The organism is Flavobacterium sp. TC780 (genome assembly GCF_056783245.1).
Map to the genome: position 1 here is coordinate 1 of NZ_JBXBAV010000045.1, position 19,973 is coordinate 19,973.

The 19,973-nt window shown below is 33.1% G+C and carries 12 protein-coding genes and 9 pseudogenes; 11 read left to right on the forward strand and 10 right to left on the reverse strand.

Translation table 11 applies throughout. The features are described 5' to 3' along the window. Positions 1 to 495: 495 nt before the first annotated feature. Positions 496 to 821: pseudogene (locus AC1RYN_RS04445) on the reverse strand (single-stranded DNA-binding protein). A 171-nt stretch (positions 822 to 992) separates the two neighbouring features. Here AC1RYN_RS04445 and AC1RYN_RS04450 point away from each other — a divergent pair. The 5 genes and pseudogenes from AC1RYN_RS04450 to AC1RYN_RS04470 all read left to right on the forward strand — a co-directional run bounded on the left by AC1RYN_RS04450 (position 993) and on the right by AC1RYN_RS04470 (position 6,306). After that, positions 993 to 2,520, forward strand: a pseudogene (locus AC1RYN_RS04450) (GNAT family N-acetyltransferase). A 182-nt stretch (positions 2,521 to 2,702) separates the two neighbouring features. Continuing rightward, positions 2,703 to 3,051 (forward strand): annotated as a pseudogene (locus tag AC1RYN_RS04455) (hypothetical protein). 13 nt (positions 3,052 to 3,064) lie between these two features. Then, on the forward strand, positions 3,065 to 3,358 hold the full coding sequence (locus tag AC1RYN_RS04460; protein WP_481805984.1) for a hypothetical protein: 294 nt from the start codon (positions 3,065 to 3,067) through the stop codon (positions 3,356 to 3,358). A gap of 13 nt (positions 3,359 to 3,371) precedes the next feature. After that, positions 3,372 to 5,462: a M20/M25/M40 family metallo-hydrolase gene (locus AC1RYN_RS04465; protein WP_481805985.1), complete on the forward strand. Its 2,091-nt coding sequence runs from the start codon at positions 3,372 to 3,374 to the stop codon at positions 5,460 to 5,462. A 49-nt stretch (positions 5,463 to 5,511) separates the two neighbouring features. Next, positions 5,512 to 6,306 carry a Rossmann-fold NAD(P)-binding domain-containing protein gene (locus AC1RYN_RS04470; RefSeq protein WP_481805986.1) on the forward strand — a complete coding sequence of 265 codons (795 nt, stop codon included), beginning with the start codon at positions 5,512 to 5,514 and terminating at the stop codon, positions 6,304 to 6,306. A gap of 249 nt (positions 6,307 to 6,555) precedes the next feature. On the opposite strand, the pseudogene AC1RYN_RS04475 reads toward AC1RYN_RS04470, so the two are convergent. Beyond that, positions 6,556 to 8,564 (reverse strand): annotated as a pseudogene (locus AC1RYN_RS04475) (M13 family metallopeptidase). A gap of 360 nt (positions 8,565 to 8,924) precedes the next feature. Between AC1RYN_RS04475 and AC1RYN_RS04480 the strand changes: the two are divergent. Continuing rightward, entirely contained in the window at positions 8,925 to 9,449 is a 525-nt protein-coding gene (locus tag AC1RYN_RS04480; RefSeq protein ID WP_481805994.1) for a DMT family transporter, read from the forward strand. After that, positions 9,416 to 9,745 (forward strand): EamA family transporter, encoded by a 330-nt coding sequence (locus tag AC1RYN_RS04485; RefSeq protein ID WP_481805987.1) that lies wholly within the window; start codon positions 9,416 to 9,418, stop codon positions 9,743 to 9,745. The genes AC1RYN_RS04480 and AC1RYN_RS04485 overlap by 34 nt, the downstream gene beginning before the upstream one ends. A 205-nt stretch (positions 9,746 to 9,950) precedes the next feature. Here the strand turns inward: AC1RYN_RS04485 and AC1RYN_RS04490 are convergent. After that, a pseudogene (locus tag AC1RYN_RS04490) lies at positions 9,951 to 10,859 on the reverse strand (M13-type metalloendopeptidase). A 22-nt stretch (positions 10,860 to 10,881) separates the two neighbouring features. Then, a complete protein-coding gene (locus tag AC1RYN_RS04495) occupies positions 10,882 to 12,012 on the reverse strand; it encodes a M13 family metallopeptidase (protein WP_481805988.1) in 1,131 nt (376 codons plus the stop codon). Between the two features lie 222 nt (positions 12,013 to 12,234). Here AC1RYN_RS04495 and AC1RYN_RS04500 point away from each other — a divergent pair. The 4 genes and pseudogenes from AC1RYN_RS04500 to AC1RYN_RS04515 all read left to right on the forward strand — a co-directional run bounded on the left by AC1RYN_RS04500 (position 12,235) and on the right by AC1RYN_RS04515 (position 15,549). Continuing rightward, positions 12,235 to 12,901: pseudogene (locus AC1RYN_RS04500) on the forward strand (SCO family protein). Between the two features lie 183 nt (positions 12,902 to 13,084). Continuing rightward, positions 13,085 to 13,315 carry a FeoA family protein gene (locus tag AC1RYN_RS04505; RefSeq protein ID WP_481805989.1) on the forward strand — a complete coding sequence of 77 codons (231 nt, stop codon included), beginning with the start codon at positions 13,085 to 13,087 and terminating at the stop codon, positions 13,313 to 13,315. 8 nt (positions 13,316 to 13,323) lie between these two features. After that, positions 13,324 to 15,420 (forward strand): annotated as a pseudogene (gene feoB, locus AC1RYN_RS04510) (ferrous iron transport protein B). 6 nt (positions 15,421 to 15,426) lie between these two features. Next, positions 15,427 to 15,549: a FeoB-associated Cys-rich membrane protein gene (locus AC1RYN_RS04515; RefSeq protein ID WP_290267719.1), complete on the forward strand. Its 123-nt coding sequence runs from the start codon at positions 15,427 to 15,429 to the stop codon at positions 15,547 to 15,549. 168 nt (positions 15,550 to 15,717) lie between these two features. Here AC1RYN_RS04515 and AC1RYN_RS04520 read toward each other — a convergent pair whose 3' ends face one another. The 6 genes and pseudogenes from AC1RYN_RS04520 to AC1RYN_RS04545 all read right to left on the reverse strand — a co-directional run bounded on the left by AC1RYN_RS04520 (position 15,718) and on the right by AC1RYN_RS04545 (position 19,784). Beyond that, complete coding sequence (locus AC1RYN_RS04520) at positions 15,718 to 17,013, reverse strand: serine hydrolase (protein ID WP_481805990.1); 1,296 nt, start codon at positions 17,011 to 17,013, stop codon at positions 15,718 to 15,720. Continuing rightward, the gene (locus tag AC1RYN_RS04525) at positions 17,001 to 17,294 is read right to left on the reverse strand and encodes a hypothetical protein (RefSeq protein WP_481805991.1); all 294 of its coding nucleotides are present in this window, start codon (positions 17,292 to 17,294) and stop codon (positions 17,001 to 17,003) included. Before AC1RYN_RS04525 ends, AC1RYN_RS04520 begins: the two co-directional genes overlap by 13 nt. A gap of 232 nt (positions 17,295 to 17,526) precedes the next feature. After that, a pseudogene (locus AC1RYN_RS04530) lies at positions 17,527 to 18,178 on the reverse strand (metal-dependent transcriptional regulator). Between the two features lie 74 nt (positions 18,179 to 18,252). After that, complete coding sequence (locus tag AC1RYN_RS04535) at positions 18,253 to 18,642, reverse strand: universal stress protein (protein ID WP_481805992.1); 390 nt, start codon at positions 18,640 to 18,642, stop codon at positions 18,253 to 18,255. Continuing rightward, positions 18,617 to 19,162, reverse strand: coding sequence for a divalent metal cation transporter (locus AC1RYN_RS04540; protein WP_481805993.1), 546 nt, complete (start codon positions 19,160 to 19,162; stop codon positions 18,617 to 18,619). The genes AC1RYN_RS04535 and AC1RYN_RS04540 overlap by 26 nt, the downstream gene beginning before the upstream one ends. Next, positions 19,071 to 19,784: pseudogene (locus tag AC1RYN_RS04545) on the reverse strand (Nramp family divalent metal transporter). Before AC1RYN_RS04545 ends, AC1RYN_RS04540 begins: the two are co-directional and overlap by 92 nt. Positions 19,785 to 19,973: the final 189 nt, after the last annotated feature.

Here is a 19,973-nt window from a genome sequence, read left to right on the forward strand (position 1 = left end):
AAGGTTAATACATGCTCCTGTTGTTAGGGAGGCAGCACCTAGTCATAAACGGCAAATGTTTTATACTGCGAAAAATCAACTGATCGATCGTAATCATTTGTAACTTTTACAGTTGGACCACAACTGTAAATTAAACCCAATACTATAATTGGGAGTATAAATAAGGCTTTTCTTCTTGTGTAGTTTTATTTAATTTTTAAAGTGATTATTAAAAAATTAGTAAGCTATTAAACTCTTAAATAAATGATCAAACTGACAGATGGAAGGGAAGAGGATTCTTGCTTAAAATACTTGTTTTATAGGTATAAATATTCACAGCTATTTGTGGTATTTTGATTAAAGATAAATTATTTTATCTAATTAGTAAGAATAAAACCGAATAAATATTCACCATAACAAACTAAATTATAGCTAATTATCCTAAAAATGAAAGCACAAAAAAAGCCCCATAAAATGAATTTTACGGGCTTTTGATATTTACAACGATACTTTATTTTATTTCTTTCCTAACAAAAGAAGTTCAGTTATAACAACTTCGGTTATAAAGCGTTTTTCACCATTTTTATCATCATAGCTTCGATGAGTTCATCCTCGATTCCAATTTCTCCCTTAACGACATATTTTTCAATAATTTCAGCAGTTTCCCAAGCAATAAGACGATGCCATTCTGTTTGTTCTACCTTTTCTCCTTTGTCATTGGTATACCTTTCATTTGTAGCAATTACTAAATTGGCTAATTTTTTACCTCCATCAAGGTTTTTAATTTCTGGATCGTTTCCTACGTTTCCTACTAACTGTACTTTGTTTCTTAATGTACTCATGGCATATACTATTTAAATGTTTATATAGTGAAATCACTTTGAAATCAACAAGGCAAAGATGCGACATACCCTTATCGTTAATCGGTTGGTAACTGTTTACTTTCGACTGTAACTACTTGTAAACGTTTGTAAATGGGAATAATTCATTATATTTGAGGAAAATCTCACATTATGCAGGCAAAAATCAATAAAGTTGAGATTACCGAAATTTAGAATTTGAAGATTATAAACAGCTAAAGAAGTTATGGTCAGTCTTATCCTGCAATGGCCGACTCTTACTGGAGAGTGGAACATATTGAAGATTCTTTGGAAATTTTGCCTGAAGGCCAATTGGTTATTCTTGTAGATGGAAAAGTTGTGGGATATTGCATTATCACTCATTGTAGATGAAAAGCTAGTTGATAAAAAACATAATTATCTTCAAATTGTAGGTGACTATTCGTTTTCGACCCACAATAAAAATGGAGAAATTTTATATGGTATTGATGTCTTTATTCATCCTAATTACCGCGGATTGCGTTTAGGAAGACGTTTATACGATGCCAGAAAAGAATTATGCGAGCAACTGAACCTGAAAGCGATAGATTTCTGGCAGAATACCTAATTATGCACAACATGCTAAGAAATTATCTCCAAAAAATTATATCGATCAGGTAAAACATAAAGAATTACACGATCCCGTACTTTCATTTCAGTTAAGTAATGATTTTCACGTTATCCGAATTAGTCAAAAATTATCTGGAAGGCGATGAAGCTTCAATGGAATTTGCTGTTTTACTAGAATGGAATAATGTTTATTATGATGAAAGTCCTAAGTTAATAAATCTAGACAAAAGCATTATCCGACTTGGATTGATACAATGGCAAATGCGCCAATTGAATAATATAGAAGCTCTTTTTGAGCAATCGGAATTTTTTATAGATGTGGTTTCAGGTTACGGAAGTGACTTTGCTTTATTCCCTGAACTTTTTATCGCGCCGCTTATGGCCGATTACAACCATTTGTCTGAAGCTGAAGCAATACGAGAATTAGCAAGCGCTGGGATCCTATTCTCAAACGTTTCCAAGAATTTGCTATTTCCTACAATATCAATATTATTACTGGTAGTATGCCTTATATGGAAAACGGTAATTTATACAATGTTGGCTTTTGTGTAAACGTGACGGAACATCCGAGATGTATAGTAAAATTCACATAACCCCCAACGAAGTACAACATTGGGGAATGAAAGGCGGCTCTGAAATTAAAACCTTTGATACTGATTGTGGTAAAATAGGGATCTTGATTTGCTATGATGTTGAAATTCCTGAGGTTTCAGAATCATGTCTGATGAAGGTATGAATATTTTATTTGTTCCTTTTTTAACTGACACTCAAAATGCCTATATCAGGGTAAAACACTGCGCACAAGCCCGTGCTATCGAAAACGAATGTTATGTTGCTATTGCTGGTTGTGTTGGTAATTTGCCTAAGGTGAACAACATGGATATTCAATATGCTCAGGCTGCCGTTTTTACGCCTTCGGATTTTGCATTTCCTAGCAACGGAATAAAAGCCGAAGCAACACCCAACACAAGAAATGACCCTGATTGTAGATGTAGATTTAGATTTACTAAAAGACATTCATGAGCATGGCAGCGTTCGAATTATGAAAGACCGCCGACATGATTTATATGAAGTTAAAGAACTAAATCCATAAGGAAAGGATAAATGAAATAGAGAAACATGAAACCTCATTAGCCCTGATAGAGCCGGTATCCTCGTAACGCAGTAGAGAGATAAAGGCGAAAGCAGGAACGATGTTAACAAAATAAAACTATTTATTCGCTCAAAGCAACAAAACAAATCCAGCCGAATTAGTAGTCTGGAATAAGAAAATGCATGAGAAAATGCTTGGAATGCTCTGAAAAAATCGTAGGTCGAGAGGATAAGAAATTCTGCTCCGACAATTGTCGTAATGCGTATAACAACAAGATAAACAAGGACAGTACCAACTTTATGCGTAACGTAAACAACAAATTACAAAAAAAATTACCGCATATTAACGGAACTAAATACCGAAGGAAAATCAAAAACGACAAGAAGTAAAATGCTCACTAAAGGATTTGATTTCGATTTTTTTACTAATATTCTGGAAACTAAAACCGGAAACACCTACTATTTTTTATACGACCAAGGATATCGTTCTTTGGAGAATGATTATTTTATGCTTGTCAAGAAAGAACTTTAGCCCCAAATACCACATGAAAAAAAACATCCATTCCGTCTTATCTATTCTAGTCATTATTGCTGTACTAGCTTTTATTTATCTTACTCTCAAACCTCAATGGGTTTCTAAAAGAGAAGAAGCACTTGCCGAGTTTTCAACCGACAGGGCTTTATCTCATGTAAAAGAAATTGCCCAAAAACCCCATTATGTTGGTTCGCCAAATCATGAAATAGTTGCACAGTATATTGAATCGGAATTAAAAGAATTGGGACTTGAAACTTCTCTTCAAGAAGGTTTCAGCGATCAGCGACTGGGGGAATCTGGTTAAATCTAAAAACATCATGGCTCGCATTAAAGGGTCCAATAACACCAAAGCTTTACTATTACTCTCACACTATGATAGCGCCCCTCATTCAGCTTCTCATGGCGCAAGTGATGATGCATCGGGAGTAGCAACTATTTTAGAAGGTGTTCGTGCTTTTTTATACAGCAAGGAGAAACACAAAAATGACATTATAATCCTTTTTACTGACGCAGAAGAATTAGGTTTAAATGGCGCTGCTCTTTTTGTAACGCAACATCAATGGGCAAAAGACGTAGGCTTGGTAATAAACTTTGAAGCTCGTGGTACTTCTGGACCTAGTTATATGCTAATGGAAACCAATACTGGAAATGCTGGACTAGTTAAAGAATTTGCTGAAGCAAAAACTACTTACCCAGTATCAAATTCTCTCATGTACAGCATTTACAAAATGCTGCCAAATGACACAGATTTAACCGTTTTTAGAGAACAAGGCGACATCCAAGGATTTAATTTTGCTTTTATTGATGATCATTTTAATTATCATACTCAACAAGACGATCTCGCCCATTTAAATGAAACTAGCCTAACACATCAAGGCAGTTACTTAATGCCTTTGTTGAAGTATTTCTCGAATACGAACTTAAATCAAGCTCCAACTACCGAAGATTTTGTTTATTTTACTATACCTTTTACTTTTATAAACTATCCTTTTGCATGGGTTTTACCTATGACAATTATTGCATTAGGCCTTTTTGTGGTATTAATTTTTATTGGAAAAGCTAAAAGAATTATCACTTTCAGCGAAATATTCAGAGGCTTTGTTCCTTTTCTGAGTGCAATTGCTATTGCAGGTCTTGTAACTTTTTTAGGCTGGAAAATCATTTTACAAATTTATCCTCAGTACAATGACTTACTAAATGGCTTTACTTATAATGGTCATGTTTACATTGCTGCTTTTGTACTATTAACAATAGGTATTTGCTTTGCATTTTACAATCGTTTCTCTGAAGCAAAAGTTACAATGAATCATTTTGTCGCTCCATTATTCTTATGGATTATCATTAATGCAATAATAGCATACACTTTAAAAGGTGCAGGATTTCTAATCATTCCTGTTTATTTTGGATTGTTCTTATTTGCAATTTATGTGATTACACAAAAAATGAATTTATTCATTTGCCTTTTATTTAGCATTCCTGCTTTACTAATTATTGCTCCATTTATTCATATGTTTCCAATTGGCTTAGGATTAAAGGTTCTTTTTGGAAGCGCTATACTAACTGTTCTAACCTTTGGATTATTACTTCCTGTTTTTGGTTCTTTCTTAAAAAAGGGAATTTGGGCACTGGTCTTTTTCATAGGTTCTATAGCGTGTTTTGCCTGGGGAGGTTATTCTTCTGGTTATGAAAACGGAAAAGCAAAATCGAATAGCTTATTGTACATCTATAATGCAGACAACAATACATACAAATGGACAACCTATGATATTAACTTAGACGAGTGGACTAAGAAATACTTAGGTCAAGATCCGAAAGACGCCATAGCTTTAAACAACCTTCCACTATTTAGCAAATACAGCTCTGGATTTAGTTACAGCGCTGATGCTCCAAAAATAACATTATCCAAACCTACCGTTAGCTTTCTTTTGGATAGTGTGAGAGGAAATACAAGGTATTTAAAAATCAAAATCACACCTAACAGAAACGTAAATCGTTATGATATTTTTGGCGATACAAAAATGACTTTCAATAATTTTAAAGCAAACGGAGCTGCTCCTCTTGGACAAAAAGGAAATCAATTGGAACGAAAAGGCGCCAAAGTTTTAAGCTACTATGTTATCAATAACGAACCGCTTATCATGGAATTTAACATTGATGCTAAATCAGTTTTTGACATGACTTTGATAGAGAGTTCATTTGATTTATTAACCAACCCGTTGCTTAATGTTAGTAAAAGAGCTTCTTGGATGATGCCAACTCCTTTTGTATTAAACGATGCCGTTGTTATTAAAGAAAAAATAAAACCTTCGAAAGTAGTTCTTGATTCACCTCCAACTGCAACAATCTCTAAAGATAGTTTGAATGTTGCAAATGATAGTTTGAAACCGAGCACCATAGTAGTACCTTAATTTTGATTTTAAAAAACTCAATGACAATGATTAGCATTTTAGGTTGTGGGTGGCTGGATTTCCTTTAGCAAAAGCAATGATAGCAAAAGGATTCTCTGTAAACGGCTCCACAACCTCAACAGATAAAATCGCAATATTAAAAGAATCTGGGATCAATCCGTTTTTAATAAATATTAATCTTAATGAAGCTAATTTGCCTGTAGGTAAAAGTACATCTCTCAAGATTGAATCTTTTTTAAACGAAAGTTCTATTTTAATTATCGATATCCCACCCAAATTGCGTGGCGATAACGCAGACAGTTTTGTAGACAAAATTGCTTACCTGATTCCGTTTATTGAAAAATCAACAATCGAAAAGGTTCTCTTTATAAGCTCTACTTCTGTTTATGGCGAAAACAATGTATGGGTAACTGAAGAAACCAAACCAAATGCTGATTCTGAAAGTGGCAAGCAACTTGTTATTACTGAATCCCTTTTATTAAACAACACTAATTTTAAGACTACAATTCTACGTTTTGGAGGTTTAATTGGTGAAGACCGAAACCCTATAAAATTTCTAGCTGGAAAAGAGAATATTGAAAATCCCAGAGCTCCAATCAATTTTATACATCTTGAAGATTGTATTGGAATTATTATCCGAATAATAGAATCTAATTCATGGAATCAAACGTATAATGCTGTTGCTCCTTTTCATCCTTCGCGCGAAGAATATTATACTCAAAAGGCAAGGGAGCTAAATTTGCATTTACCTAAATTCAATCATGAAAAAGAAAGTACTAGAAAGATAATATCTAGTGCTAAAATAGAAAATGTACTAGGATATACTTTTACAGAAAAGCCGTAAAAAAGGTTCTGAGACACTAAGAGACAAAGATTCAAAGGCTTGGATTACATATAAAAAACAATCATGTCAGGCTGAGCGGAGTCGAAGCCCCACAAGTAACTAATATAAAGCATTCTCTAGATTATAAAGCGCATTGTTGAGATTCCTTATTTCTTTAGGAATGGCAAGATTGCAATTGTTTTTCTGAAAAAAGGCATAAAAAAAAGGGGCTGCTTTAATAAAGCAGCCCCTTTTTTTGTAAACTTGATATTACCAAATTTTAACTCTTTTCTCTGGTTCTATATACATTTTATCTCCTTTTTTAATAGAGAATGCCTCATAAAATGCATCCATATTCTGGATTGGCACATAAGCACGATACATTCCTCGAGAGTGTGGATCCGTTTTAACCTGATTTTTTATTGCTTCATCACGGCTTTTAGTTCTCCAAACAGTTGCCCAAGAAATGAAGAAACGTTGTTCTGGAGTAAATCCGTCGATTAATCCCGGGTTTCCATTTGCTTTCAAATACAATTGTAATCCGTCGTAAGCAGCATTAACTCCGCCTAGATCTCCTATGTTTTCACCTAAAGTAAATTTACCATCTACGTGAATTCCTGGAAGTGGCTCCAAAGCACTATATTGATCTGCAAGAGCTGTTCCTAATTTCGTAAATTCTTTCAAATCATTTTCTGTCCACCAATCTACTAAGTTTCCTTCGGCATTATAACGTGCTCCTGAATCATCAAAACCATGAGAAATTTCATGTCCGATTACTGCACCTATTCCACCGTAATTCACAGCTTCATCTGCTTGGTAATTATAAAAAGGAGGTTGTAATATTGCTGCTGGAAACACAATTTCGTTATACGAAGGATTGTAATATGCATTTACTGTTTGTGGAGACATTCCCCATTCTGTTTTATCTACTGGTTTATTCAAATCTGAAAGGCCTTTTTCAAAACTCCATTTAGAATAACTTCTCATGTCATCAAAATAGCTCCCACCTTCTGCAAGGCTTTTAATTTGTAACGCAGAGTAATCTATCCATTTGTCTGGATAACCAATTTTTATAGTAATCTTATTTAATTTCTCATTCGCTTTAACTTTAGTTTCAGCTGACATCCAAGTTAAATTATTTATTCTGTTTTGATATGCTAAGATTACATTTTGAATCATTTTTTGAGCTTTTACTTTAGCTTCTGCTGGAAATAATTTCTCTACATATAATTTACCTAATGCCTCTCCAACTGTTTGATTTACTACTTGAAGTGCTCTTTCTTCACGTGGACGCTGTTTAATTGCTCCTGTTAATGTTTTTCCATAAAAATCAAAATTTGCTTTTTCAATTTCTGTAGATAATTGTGATGCAGTTGCACTCAGTAAAGACCATTTCATGTATTCTTTCCAAGCTCCTACTTTATTTTCTTTAAAGATAGTTTCTAGCGCTTTCATGTATCTTGGCTGTAAAACGATAACAGTATCAACTTTAGCCATTCCAATTCCCGAAAGATAATTTTTCCAGTTAATGGTTGGTGTCATTTTTTGCAAATCGGCAATAGAAGTTGGATTGTACTGCAATCTGCTATCTCTACGTTCTACTCTATCCAGTCTTGGTTTAGACATTTCGATTTCTAACGCTAGAATTTTCTCTGCATTCTGCTTAGCTGCTGCAGGAGTTTCTCCTATAAATTGCAACATTCTAGCCATATGAAGCACATATTTTTCACGTTTTTCTTTAGAGTCTTTATCTTCTGCTCGTGTAATAGTCTTTATCTGGAAACCTAATTCCCCTAAACCAAGACTTACTGAGTTTTTGGTGCTGTTTTTGTCATCTGCACTTACATATACTCCAAAAAATCCAATTCCACCTATAGGCTCCATCTCAATTAAGAATTTCTCTAAATCAGCAACATTTTTTATCGCATCTATTTTCTTAAGATATGGTTTTAAAGGCAATTCCTTGTTTGTTTCTCCCTACAGTATCTAGTATTGCATTAAAAATATTAATTGCTTTTCCCTGATCTGTATTTGATTTATATTTTGGGTTTTTTGATGCTTCTTTTAAAATAGCCAACGAATTTGCATCCGTTTTCTTCAGCAGCTCATTGAAAACTTCCCCAAGTTGTCCTATCACTAGGGATTTCTGTTTTTGATAACCACGTTCCATTTACATAACGGAAAAAATCTTCGCTTGGCTTTACATTTTTATCCATTAAGGATACATCAATCCCTGACACTGAAGGTGCCTGACTTTGTGCCTGGACATTGCGATAAATCCTAACATTGCAGGAATTGAAATAGCAAATTATGACTATTGTGTTTTTTCATTTTTAAATAAGGTTTAGTTCAACAAACTTATTGTTATTATTTTGAATACAATGCTATTTTTTGTTACATTTAAGCTTGTGCTTTTATTGGTCTAAATTTAACGAAATTGTTACATACTTTAAATTAAAACTTACAATCAAAAAGTATTTTTGTGATAGTATTTCAAAATTATTTCTGAATATTTACATTATAAAATGATCAGAACGTGAGAGGCAAAAATTCAACAGGCTTTTTCTAACAAAGTAAATTATATTGGTTTACCAATACTCGCTTTATGTTGGGTAAGTTTTTTTTGGGGAACAACATGGCTGGCATCCAAAGAAGGTGTTAAACATATGCCGGCATTACAGCTAGCAACTATTCGACAATTTCTAGGTGGGATTTTATACGTTGGTTACTTTATACTCAAAAAAGAACCTTGGCCTAAAGGAAAACAATGGCAAACTATTTTTGTTTTAAGTATCTTAAATTTTGTTTTTAGTAATGGACTGAGTACTTGGGGTGTAAAATATATAAGTAGTGGTTTGGGCGCTATTATTGGTGCTATTTTTCCAATATGGATTGTTGTAATTTGCTTTTTTAAAGGGGAACGAATAGCTAAACTTGCCGTTGCTGGTATTTTAATATGTTTTGTTGGTATTTGCATCATTTTTATTGACCATTTATCCGATTTTCTTAATCCTCAATTTCAATTCGGAATCTTCTTATCAATCGCTTCAACTATAACCTGGGCTTTCGGGATTTTACATACTATGAAGAAAGCACAAGTTTTAATCCCTATTTTAGTTTGGGTTTGCAAATGCTTATTTCAAGTTTCATTCTTTTTGGCATAACTGAAACCGCTAGTATTACTATCCCATTAGATAAAATTCCTGTTTCGTCTTGGTGGGCAATTGCCTATTTGGTTATTATTGGATCTGTTTTAACTTTTATTGCCTTTATTTACACTTTACAACATTTACCAAAAGAAGTTAGCAGCATTTACGCCTACATTAATCCTATTGTCGCCTTATTATTAGGATTCATACTATTTAATGAAACCCTTACTATTTCTATAATAATTGGGGTTTTAGTAACTTTAATTGGTTTGTATCTTGTTAATTCTTCTATCCGAAAGATAAAGAAATAGACTAATTAGACTTCTTAGATTGTTTAGACTAGATTATATTTTTTAGATTTTGTCAGGCTTCTAGACTACTCAAATTTTACCTTTAGTATCGCAAAACCTTTTCCTAATATTTGTATTTAAGGAAAATAGATTTTAGGCACAAAATGCTTAATACTTAAATAAAAACGGCTGCCTTATTAAAGACAGCCATTTTTTGCATATAATTTTACCAAATTTTAACTCTTTTTGATGGTTCGATATACATACCATCTCCTGGTTTTATTGAAAATGCTTCATAAAAAGCATCTACATTTTGTAACGGCACATAAGCTCGGTACATTCCTGGAGAGTGTGGATCGGTTTTAACCTGACTTTTTATTGCTTCATCACGGCTTTTGGTTCTCCAAACAGTTGCCCATGAGATAAAGAAACGTTGTTCTGGAGTGTATCCGTTCTATTAATCCCGGATTTCCATTAGCTTTTAAATACAATTGTAATCCGTCATAAGCAGCGTTTACTCCACCTAGATCACCTATATTTTCTCCCAATGTAAACTTTCCATCTACATGAATTCCTGCAAAGGCTCTAATGCACTATATTGGTTTGCTAATGCGGTTCCTAAAGCTGTAAACTGTTTTAAATCATCTGCAGTCCACCAATCAACCAAGTTTCCGTTTGCATTGTAACGTGCTCCTGAATCATCAAATCCATGAGAAATTTCATGCCCTATTACAGCTCCAATTCCACCATAATTTACAGCCTCGTCTGCCTGATAATTATAAAAAGGCGGTTGCAAAATAGCTGCTGGGAATACAATTTCATTGTATGATGGGTTGTAATATGCATTTACTGTTTGTGGTGACATTCCCCATACAGTTTTATCAACTGGCTGTTTGTATTTAGAAATGTTATCATTATAGCTCCATTTAGCTAGGTTAAGACTATTGTCAAAATAACTTCCTCCCTCAGATACGTCTTTAATAACCAAAGCACTATAATCTTTCCACTTGTCAGGATAACCAATCTTTATTGCAATTTTATTTAGTTTTTCAATTGCTTTTGTTTTTGTTTCTGCTGACATCCAAGGCAAATTAGTAATACGATTTTGATAAGCCAAAACTATATTCTGAATCATTTTTTCAGCTTTTACTTTTGCTTCAGCTGGGAAACATTTTTTCAACGTACAATTTACCTAAAGATTCTCCAACAACTTGATTTATTACCTGAAGTGCTCTTTCTTCACTAGGGCGTTGTTTTATAGCTCCTGTTAATGTTTTTCCATAAAAATCAAAGTTCGCATTTTCTATCTGAGTAGTTAATTGTGATGTTGATTTATTTAAAACGCTCCATTTTAAGTACTCTTTCCATGCTGCTACTTTATTTTCGGTAAAAATTGTCTGTAATGCTTTCATGTAACGAGGTTGTGTTACAATAATCGTATCCGCTTTTGCCATTCCTATACCCGCAAGATATTTATCCCATTGAATTGCTGGTGTCATCTTTTTAAGATCAGCTACTGCAGTTGGGTTATATTGCAATCTTCCATCTCTACGCTCAACACGGTCTAATCTTGGTGCCGACATAGCCGTTTCTAAAGCCAAAATTTGAGCAGCACTTTCTTTAGCCTTCTGTGGAGACTCTCCGATAAATTGCAACATTCTTGCAATATGAAGTTCGTACTTAGCTCGTTTTTCCTTAGAATCCTTATCTTCAGAGACATAATAATCTTTATCGGACAACCCTAATCTACCAACACTTAAACTAACCGTATTAATGTTACTGTTCTTTTTGTCTGCACTAACATAAATCCCAAAGAAACCAGCTCCTCCTAAAGGTTCCATTTCTATTAGGAAATTCTGTAAATCTGCTACATTTTTAATAGCATCTATTTTATTCAAATAAGGTTTTAATGGCTTAATTCCCTGTTTATTTCTTCCAACAGTATCTAAGATGGTATTAAAAAGTGCAATTGCTTTTCCTTGATCTGTAGTTGATTTATATTTTTGACTTTTTGAAGCTTCCTTTAAAATCGCCAAAGCGTCATTATCTGTATTCTGACGTAGTTCATTAAAACTTCCCCATGCATTTCTATCACTTGGAATTTCTGTTTTGTCTAACCAAGTTCCATTTACATAACGAAAGAAATCTTGACTTGGCTTAACACTTTTATCCATTAAAGAAACATCTATACCAGATGCTTTAGGTGCTGTACTTTGCGCTTGACTCATTGTAAATCCTAACACTGCAGGAATAACAAATAACAAATGCTTATTAATCTGTCTTTTCATATTTTGTTTTTGTTTAGTATTCACAAACTTATTGTTATTATTTTAAATAAAATGTTAACAATAGCAAGATTTTTTGTTCCAAAATTCAAAATCTCCAATTATTATAAAAAACAAAATGACTAAATCTTTGCTATAAAAAACAACATCCTATAATTTGGTTAAAAAAAACAATGTTACCTTATTTAAAAAGAGGTTTTTGTACTTTTGCACCAAATTATTTTTATGAAATCTTTACTCTACAAATACAGGAAATTTTTCTTGGTACTTTTCGTGTTTTCTGCTGTTACAATTTCGTTGTTCTATTCTGCATTAAAACCTAGTAAAACATTACCTATTTATAATCCAGCCGATGTAAATCCTGAACTGGTTGATAGCACTATGCAATATAAAAGTAAGTATCATACCATTGCCGATTTTGCATTTGTAAATCAAAATGGTGATACCATTACTCAAAAAGATTACGAAGGAAAAATATATGTAGCGGATTTCTTTTTTACAACTTGCGGTTCTATTTGTCCAAAAATGACAGCTAATCTAGCTGATGTTCAAAAAGCAATTTTAAACAATCCAAAAGTAAAATTACTTTCGCATACTGTGTTTCCCGAAACAGATAGTGTTCCTGTTCTAAAAGCATATGCTGTAAAAAATGGTGTTGTAGACAGCAAATGGAATCTTGTTACTGGTGACAAAAAAGAGATTTACACCATGGCTAGGAAATCATATTTGGCTGTAAAACTAGGAAGACCTGATCAATTATATGATATGGTACATACTCCAAAACTTTATTTTGGTTGATCAAAAAAGAAGAGTTCGTGGTTTTTATGACGGAACCAAAAAGGAAGATATTCAAAAACTAATAGAAGATATTAGCTTTTTGTCTGCCGAATAAGTTTTGCTATTAAAAATTCCTTCCAAAAAAGTTAATTCCATGAATAAACGATTTTCGTTTAACTTTTAGTAAATCTGATTTCATATGTGAATTATATCTTAAAACATTGAAACCGTAGGGTAAAACGACCTTAAATAAATATTAAATGATTAATATTGCAATATTAATTCAATCTAAATAAACTTGAAACATTCTATCCACTCCCTTAAAAAAGGCGAAAAAGCCATTATCAAAGAATTTGATATTGATCTCGTTCCGTTGAAATTATTAGAAATGGGTTGCTTACCAGGTAACATGGTCGAATTACTTCAAATTGCTCCGTTTGGAGGCCCTTTATATTTGAATATTAATGGTTCACATGTAGCTATTCGAATAGAAACAGCGCGTGTAATTGAAATAGAAATAATCAAATAGAATTTGCAATGAGTATCCAAAATATAAATGTAGCCTTAATAGGTAATCCAAATACGGGGAAAACTTCGGTTTTTAATCAATTAACAGGTCTTAATCAACAAGTAGGAAACTATCCAGGGATTACTGTTGAGAAAAAAATGGGCTTCTGTAAATTACCCAACAATATCAAAGCCAACATTCTTGACTTACAGGGACATATAGTTTAAATGCCCACTCTATCGATGAGAATATGGTAATTGAGCTTTTGCTGAATAAAAATGACAAATTATATCCAGATGTAGCATTGGTTGTTACTGATGTAGAAAATTTAAAACGAAACTTATTACTCTATACTCAGATAAAAGACCTTGAAATTCCGACAATATTAGTCATCAATATGGCTGATAGAATGGAATCTAAAGGAATCTCTCTAGATATACCCTATCTTGAAGAACATCTAAAAACAAAAATTGCTTTAATAAGTTCACGTAAAGGTCATGGAATAGAAGAGCTTAAAAATTTGATTGTTGAATACAAGAATATTCGAAAGAACCATGCTTAAATGCATCGGTAATTGATCCAGAATATTTTAAAAGCTTACAACATGCTTTTCCAAACCAACTATTATATAAATTATGGTTGGTAATCACTCAAGATGTAAATTTTTTAAATTTAGACAGAAACGAAGTCAGAAGTACCTTTACTAAATCGCACTCTGAGTTAAAACGTTTGCAACAAAAAGAAACAATTAAGAGATATCAATTTATAAATGATGTTTTAAAAGAAGGATTAAAAGTAGACCATACAACAGCTACAGATTTCCGTGCAAAACTAGACCGCATCTTAACTCATAAAGTATGGGGTTATGCTGTGTTTTTTGCCATATTGTTTATTATATTCCAAGCTATATTTCAATGGGCGGCTATACCAATGGATTTTATAGATAGTTCATTTGCATCATTAAGCACATTAGCAGCTGAGCGATTACCAAGTGGAATCTTAACCGATTTAATTTCTCAAGGAATTATCCCTGGAATTGGCGGAATCTTGATATTTATTCCACAAATTGCCTTCTTATTCCTTTTCATTTCTATACTTGAAGAAAGTGGGTATATGAGTCGTGTGGTTTTCCTTATGGATAAGATCATGCGTAAATTTGGTTTATCAGGAAAGAGTGTCGTTCCATTAATTTCTGGGACAGCATGCGCAATTCCTGCAATTATGGCAACTCGTAATATCGAAAATTGGAAAGAGCGATTAATCACTATTTTGGTAACACCATTTACTACCTGCTCGGCTAGATTGCCTGTTTATACAATTATCATTTCACTAGTAATTCCAGAAGAGCGACTTTTTGGATTCCTTAACTTACAAGGATTAACCTTAATGTTATTGTATCTTCTAGGTTTTGGAATGGCAATTCTATCGGCTTATGTTTTAAATAAAATACTAAAAATAAAGAACAAAACATATTTCGTAGTTGAAATGCCAAGCTACAAAACACCTTTATTTAAAAATGTTTTTATTAATGTAGTCGAAAAAACAAAAGCATTTGTTTTTGGCGCAGGAAAGATAATCCTAGCAATATCTGTTGTTTTATGGTTTTTGGCCTCGTACGGACCTGGAAAGAATTTTAATGAGGCCGAAGCCATTGTAACAGAAAGACACAAAGACAAGCCTCTAGATGAATTTGAATACGAAGAAGCCGTTGCATCTCAAAAAATAGAGAACTCTTACATTGGATTAATGGGTAAAACCATCGAGCCTGTAATTTCTCCTTTAGGATACGACTGGAAAATTGGTATTGCAATCATAAGCTCTTTTGCTGCCAGAGAAGTATTTGTAGGAACACTAGCAACTATTTACAGCGTAGGTGGCACTGATGATGAAGCTACTATAAAAAGTAAAATGCAAGAAGAAATTAATCCTCAACTGGTGAAAAAATCTTCAATTTTGCTTCAGGAATCTCATTGCTGCTGTTTTATGCATTTGCATTACAATGTGCTAGTACAATTGCAATTACCAAAAAAGAAACCAACTCATGGAAATGGCCAATAGTTCAGCTAGTATTAATGAGCGGATTAGCTTATATTACGGCTTTAGTTGCATATCAATTCTTAAAATAATGCATTATGGTACAAGAAATTATAGCTTTTGCAATTTTAGCAATAGCAATTGCCTTCTTAATTCGTAAATTTTTCTGGAAGCCAAAAAACAAAAAAAACTGTGGAGACAATGACTGCGGTTGTCACTAGAATAGAACCAAGGTGCTAAGGCACTACTTCTGAAATACAAAGGTTCAAAGATTGTCCAGTTTATACATAAACGAAGCAATCTTTGAACCTTTTTTCTTTACACAATCTTGTATTTCCGAAATAGAAAATTCTCTACAATCGAGCTAAACATGAAGATCTGTTTAAAAGCTACTTTATTCTTTGAAGATCTAAATCATGGAAATCAAAACTAAAATCAATATTTGGTGAAATTCCTTTTAATTTTATGCTTTGTGCTTTTCCTTCTTCATTTAAACTAAATATAGCAAATGCATCGCAATTCATATCCTGATATTCCCATTTTATAGCAAATGTATTTGCTTTATAAAACTGCATTTGCCCATTTAATTTTGGAGAACGAAGAGACTTAAACCACAGCTGATTTCCTTTTAAAAACACTTCAATTTTACCAAACCATTTATCTTCATACTGCCCAATAAAATCCTCATTTTTTATTTTAATATTTTTTGCTTTATTAACTGTTTCCCATACTTTATTAACTGTTTCATCACCACTGTTTTTTTGTGATTGTAAATAAGTGGCATACTTATCAACCCATCCAAAATCATTAAGTCCTAAATAACTATCTATAATAGTTTGGCTCACAGATGAAAAAACACCAGCTCCCCCATCTTCTGTATTAGTTAAGATTACAATACCCAAATTTAAATCAGGAATCATTGTAACGATAGAAAGCATGCCAGGTAGTCCTCCAGTATGAGACACACTTAAATTCCCTTTTATATCCGATAAATTCCAGCCTAATCCGTATCCGGCAAAATGTTGATTATATCTTGGATTAGGATCTGCTTCTTCAACAATGTGCAATTTCCACATTTCACTTTGTCTTTCTTTGGAGAAAAGCTGTTTATCCAAATTATCTCCATATTTCCCACCATTTAACTGCATAAGAATCCATTTCGACATATCATCTACATTAGATATAATTCCGCCTGCAGCACCGTTTATCATCTCATCAAATCCTTGAATGGTTTTTATTTTTCCTTTTTCAGTACCATTAGTAGAATGTGGTATCGCTAAATTAGATAGATCTTTGACCCTTTTAATAGATGCTTGTGAATTATTCATCAACAAAGGATTCATTATTTTTGTCTCGATAAAAGTCTCCCAACTCATTCCACTAACTCTTGCTGTTAATTCGCCTGCTACAAAATAAAGAAGATTATCATAATCAAACTGAGTTCTAAATTCAGAAACAGGTTTAAAATATTGAAAATTACCTAACACATCTTTTATTGTAAAGTCTGAACCATTAGGAAAAACCATCAAATCTCCAGCGCCCAAACCAAGACCACTACGATGGCATAGCAAATCTTCTATAAGAAAATGTTCGGTTACATATTCATTGTACATTTTAAACTCTGGAATATACTTTTTTACTTTGTCTTTCCAGGAAATTTTTCCTTCATCAACTAAAATGGCCAAAGCAGCAGTTGTAAAAGCTTTGCTATTTGAAGCAATTTCCGAAAATTGGTGTATTCATCAACTAATTCTTTTGTATTAACAGACTTGACACCATATCCTTTCTTGTGTATCACTTTTCCATCTTTTACAATCGCCACAGCAACTCCTGCAACATTAAATTTGCCAATCGATTTTTCAACAAGCTCATCAACCTCTTTTGAAGAAATTTGAGAAGAAACAGTATTACATAAAAATAATAGTAACGTAGATAAAATTGTTAAAGCTAATTTTGGTTTTTTCATAGTTTATGGTCTGATTATTAAATAGTATTGGTTTGAGGTTAACTTTTTCAAACGAATATATAAAATAAAAGACTAATAAATCCTATAAATAATTTAACAAAACAATCTTACAAAAAACTAGAAAACGAATACTATACCCACACTATACCAAGTAGAAACCTTGAAATAATTATTGAGCTAGTTGTATAGAATTCTTATCCTTCATAGGTGAAATAGAAAATCGTGCTAAGAGCTAAAGTAATTTCACGAATAAATTTGAAGCTATTTTATTAGAAATTGTCAATTCCCTTTCGTTTACTTTAATTTTTAAAGATAAATCGAGCTCCTTTTCGATACACATTCAATTTTAGATCCCAAAGCGATTCCTTGTTTATCGAGATATTGCAAAAACTCTGATGACGTATCTTTAACGCCTACACAAATGCCTACCTGTTTTTCGTTAAGTTCCGAGAGCAGTTGTTTTTCGACTTTAATAATTCGACCTTGTGCATCAGGAATAGGGTCTCCATGCGGATCTTCGGTTGGATTACCCAAAAGTCATCCAGCTTATTAATTAATTGCTCTGATTTAATATGTTCTAATTGTTCTGCAATATCATGAACCTCATCCCAGGAAAAATCAAGTTTATCTACTAAAAATACTTCCCATAGACGGTGTTTACGGACAATCATTTTAGCCGCCAATTTTCCATTTTCAGTAAGTGATACCCCTTGATATTTTTTATAATTTATCAAATCCTTTTCGGATAATTTCTTAAGCATATCTGTTACCGATGAAGCTTTAGTTTCCATCATTTCAGCAATAGCATTAGTACTAACCTCAGCTTCTGAAGAAGTCGTTAGATGATAAATGGCTTTAAGATAGTTTTCTTCTGAGAAGGTCATTTTTTTTAAGGTTCTAAGGTTCTAAGAATCTGAGCACTCTATGTTGCTAAAATTCTAAATAAACCCGTAGAATCTTAGCAACTCAGCGTCTTAGTTACTTTTTTTTTAACAATAAACAAAGGTATCGAAATTTTATGACGCAATTTATCTACTGTAGTTCCAAAAATTAAATCTTTGAAGCCCGTATGTCCATGCGTTCCCATTACCAAAATATCAAAACTTCCCTTGTTTACAATGATCGGAATAATATTGTTTGGTTTACCAAATCCGAGTTCAGTCTCGATTTTAAATCCTTTTGCGGTAAGCATCTCTTTATATTCTAACAGTAGCTTTTCATCGATTGTCGTTTCATGGTCATCAACATTTTGACCATACATAAGAGCTCCAACCGTTTCTACCACATGAATTAAAGTATAATTAGCATCTATCCCTCCTAATTCAGGCGCTGTTAATTGCAGCCTCATCGGCATTAGAGAAATCAACAGAAATCGCAATATTCTTTTTACTGTAAGTCTCTTTTACAGAAAAACGTAAAGAAAGGTTGTGAGGTGAATGATTTTGTATATCTGATTTTGCTTTAGCAACAAATGGTTTTACAACAATATATAGCAATAAAACTAAGAATGCAATTGCCAAAGGTACTACAGTAACCCAAAGTACGATTGTATTTCTAGCTTCTAACCAACCACTTATTTTGTCATAAACTAATTTTCCGTTTAGTGACACAATTATAAGAGCAATAATCCAGGCTGTAACCTGAGTTAATCTGCTAATATGAAACCCTTTCATTTTTGTTTTATCACTTACAAAATGTATTAACGGAATAATTGCAAATCCCAATTGTAAACTCAAAATTACCTGACTTAGAATCAATAATTTTCCGGTGACACTTTCACCATAAATCAAGATTACTACTACTGCAGGAACAATAGCAATAAGACGTGTTATTATTCTTCGAACCCAAGGTTGGATTCTTAAATTCAAATACCCTTCCATAACGATTTGCCCTGCCAAAGTCCCAGTAATCGTTGAAGCTTCGCCCAGCTGCAATTAAAGCGACTGCAAAAAGTATCGGCGCCCATTTAGTCCCTAAAAGCGGTTCCAAAAACTGATGCGCATCTTGAATCTCAGCCACTTCAAACATCCCATTTCGATGAAAAGTTGCAGCAGCCAAAATCAAAATAGCAGCATTTACAAAAAATGCAAGATTAAGAGCAATGGTCGAATCTATTAAGTTGTATTTCAACGCTTGTTTGATTCCAGCAGTACTTCTATCAAATTTTCTTGTTTGTACTAAAGAGGAGTGTAAGTATAAATTATGTGGCATTACAGTAGCTCCAATAATTCCGATTGCGATATGACAATGCTGCTGAATTAGGCAGAGATGGTATCAATCCGTATAATACTTTGTCCCTAATTCCGGTTCTGCAAAAATCATTTCAAAAACAAAAGAAAATCCAATAATGGCAACCAAAACTATGATAAAAGCTTCCATTTTACGAATGCCTTTATTTATCAGAAATAGTAATAAAAAAGTATCAAGAACCGTAATTAAAACCCCTTCAATCAGCGGAATATCAAATAATAAATTAATACCTATTGCCATCCCCAAAACCTCAGCAAGATCACAAGCAGCAATGGCGACTTCTGCAAGAATATATAATCAGATAATTGATGAATTGTACAATAGGTTTCTCGTGAAGCTTGTGCCAAATCACGTTAGGTGCTGCCTCCCTAACAACAGGAGCATGTATTAACCTTAGCAATACTAACTGAACGATAGGTATGACATATA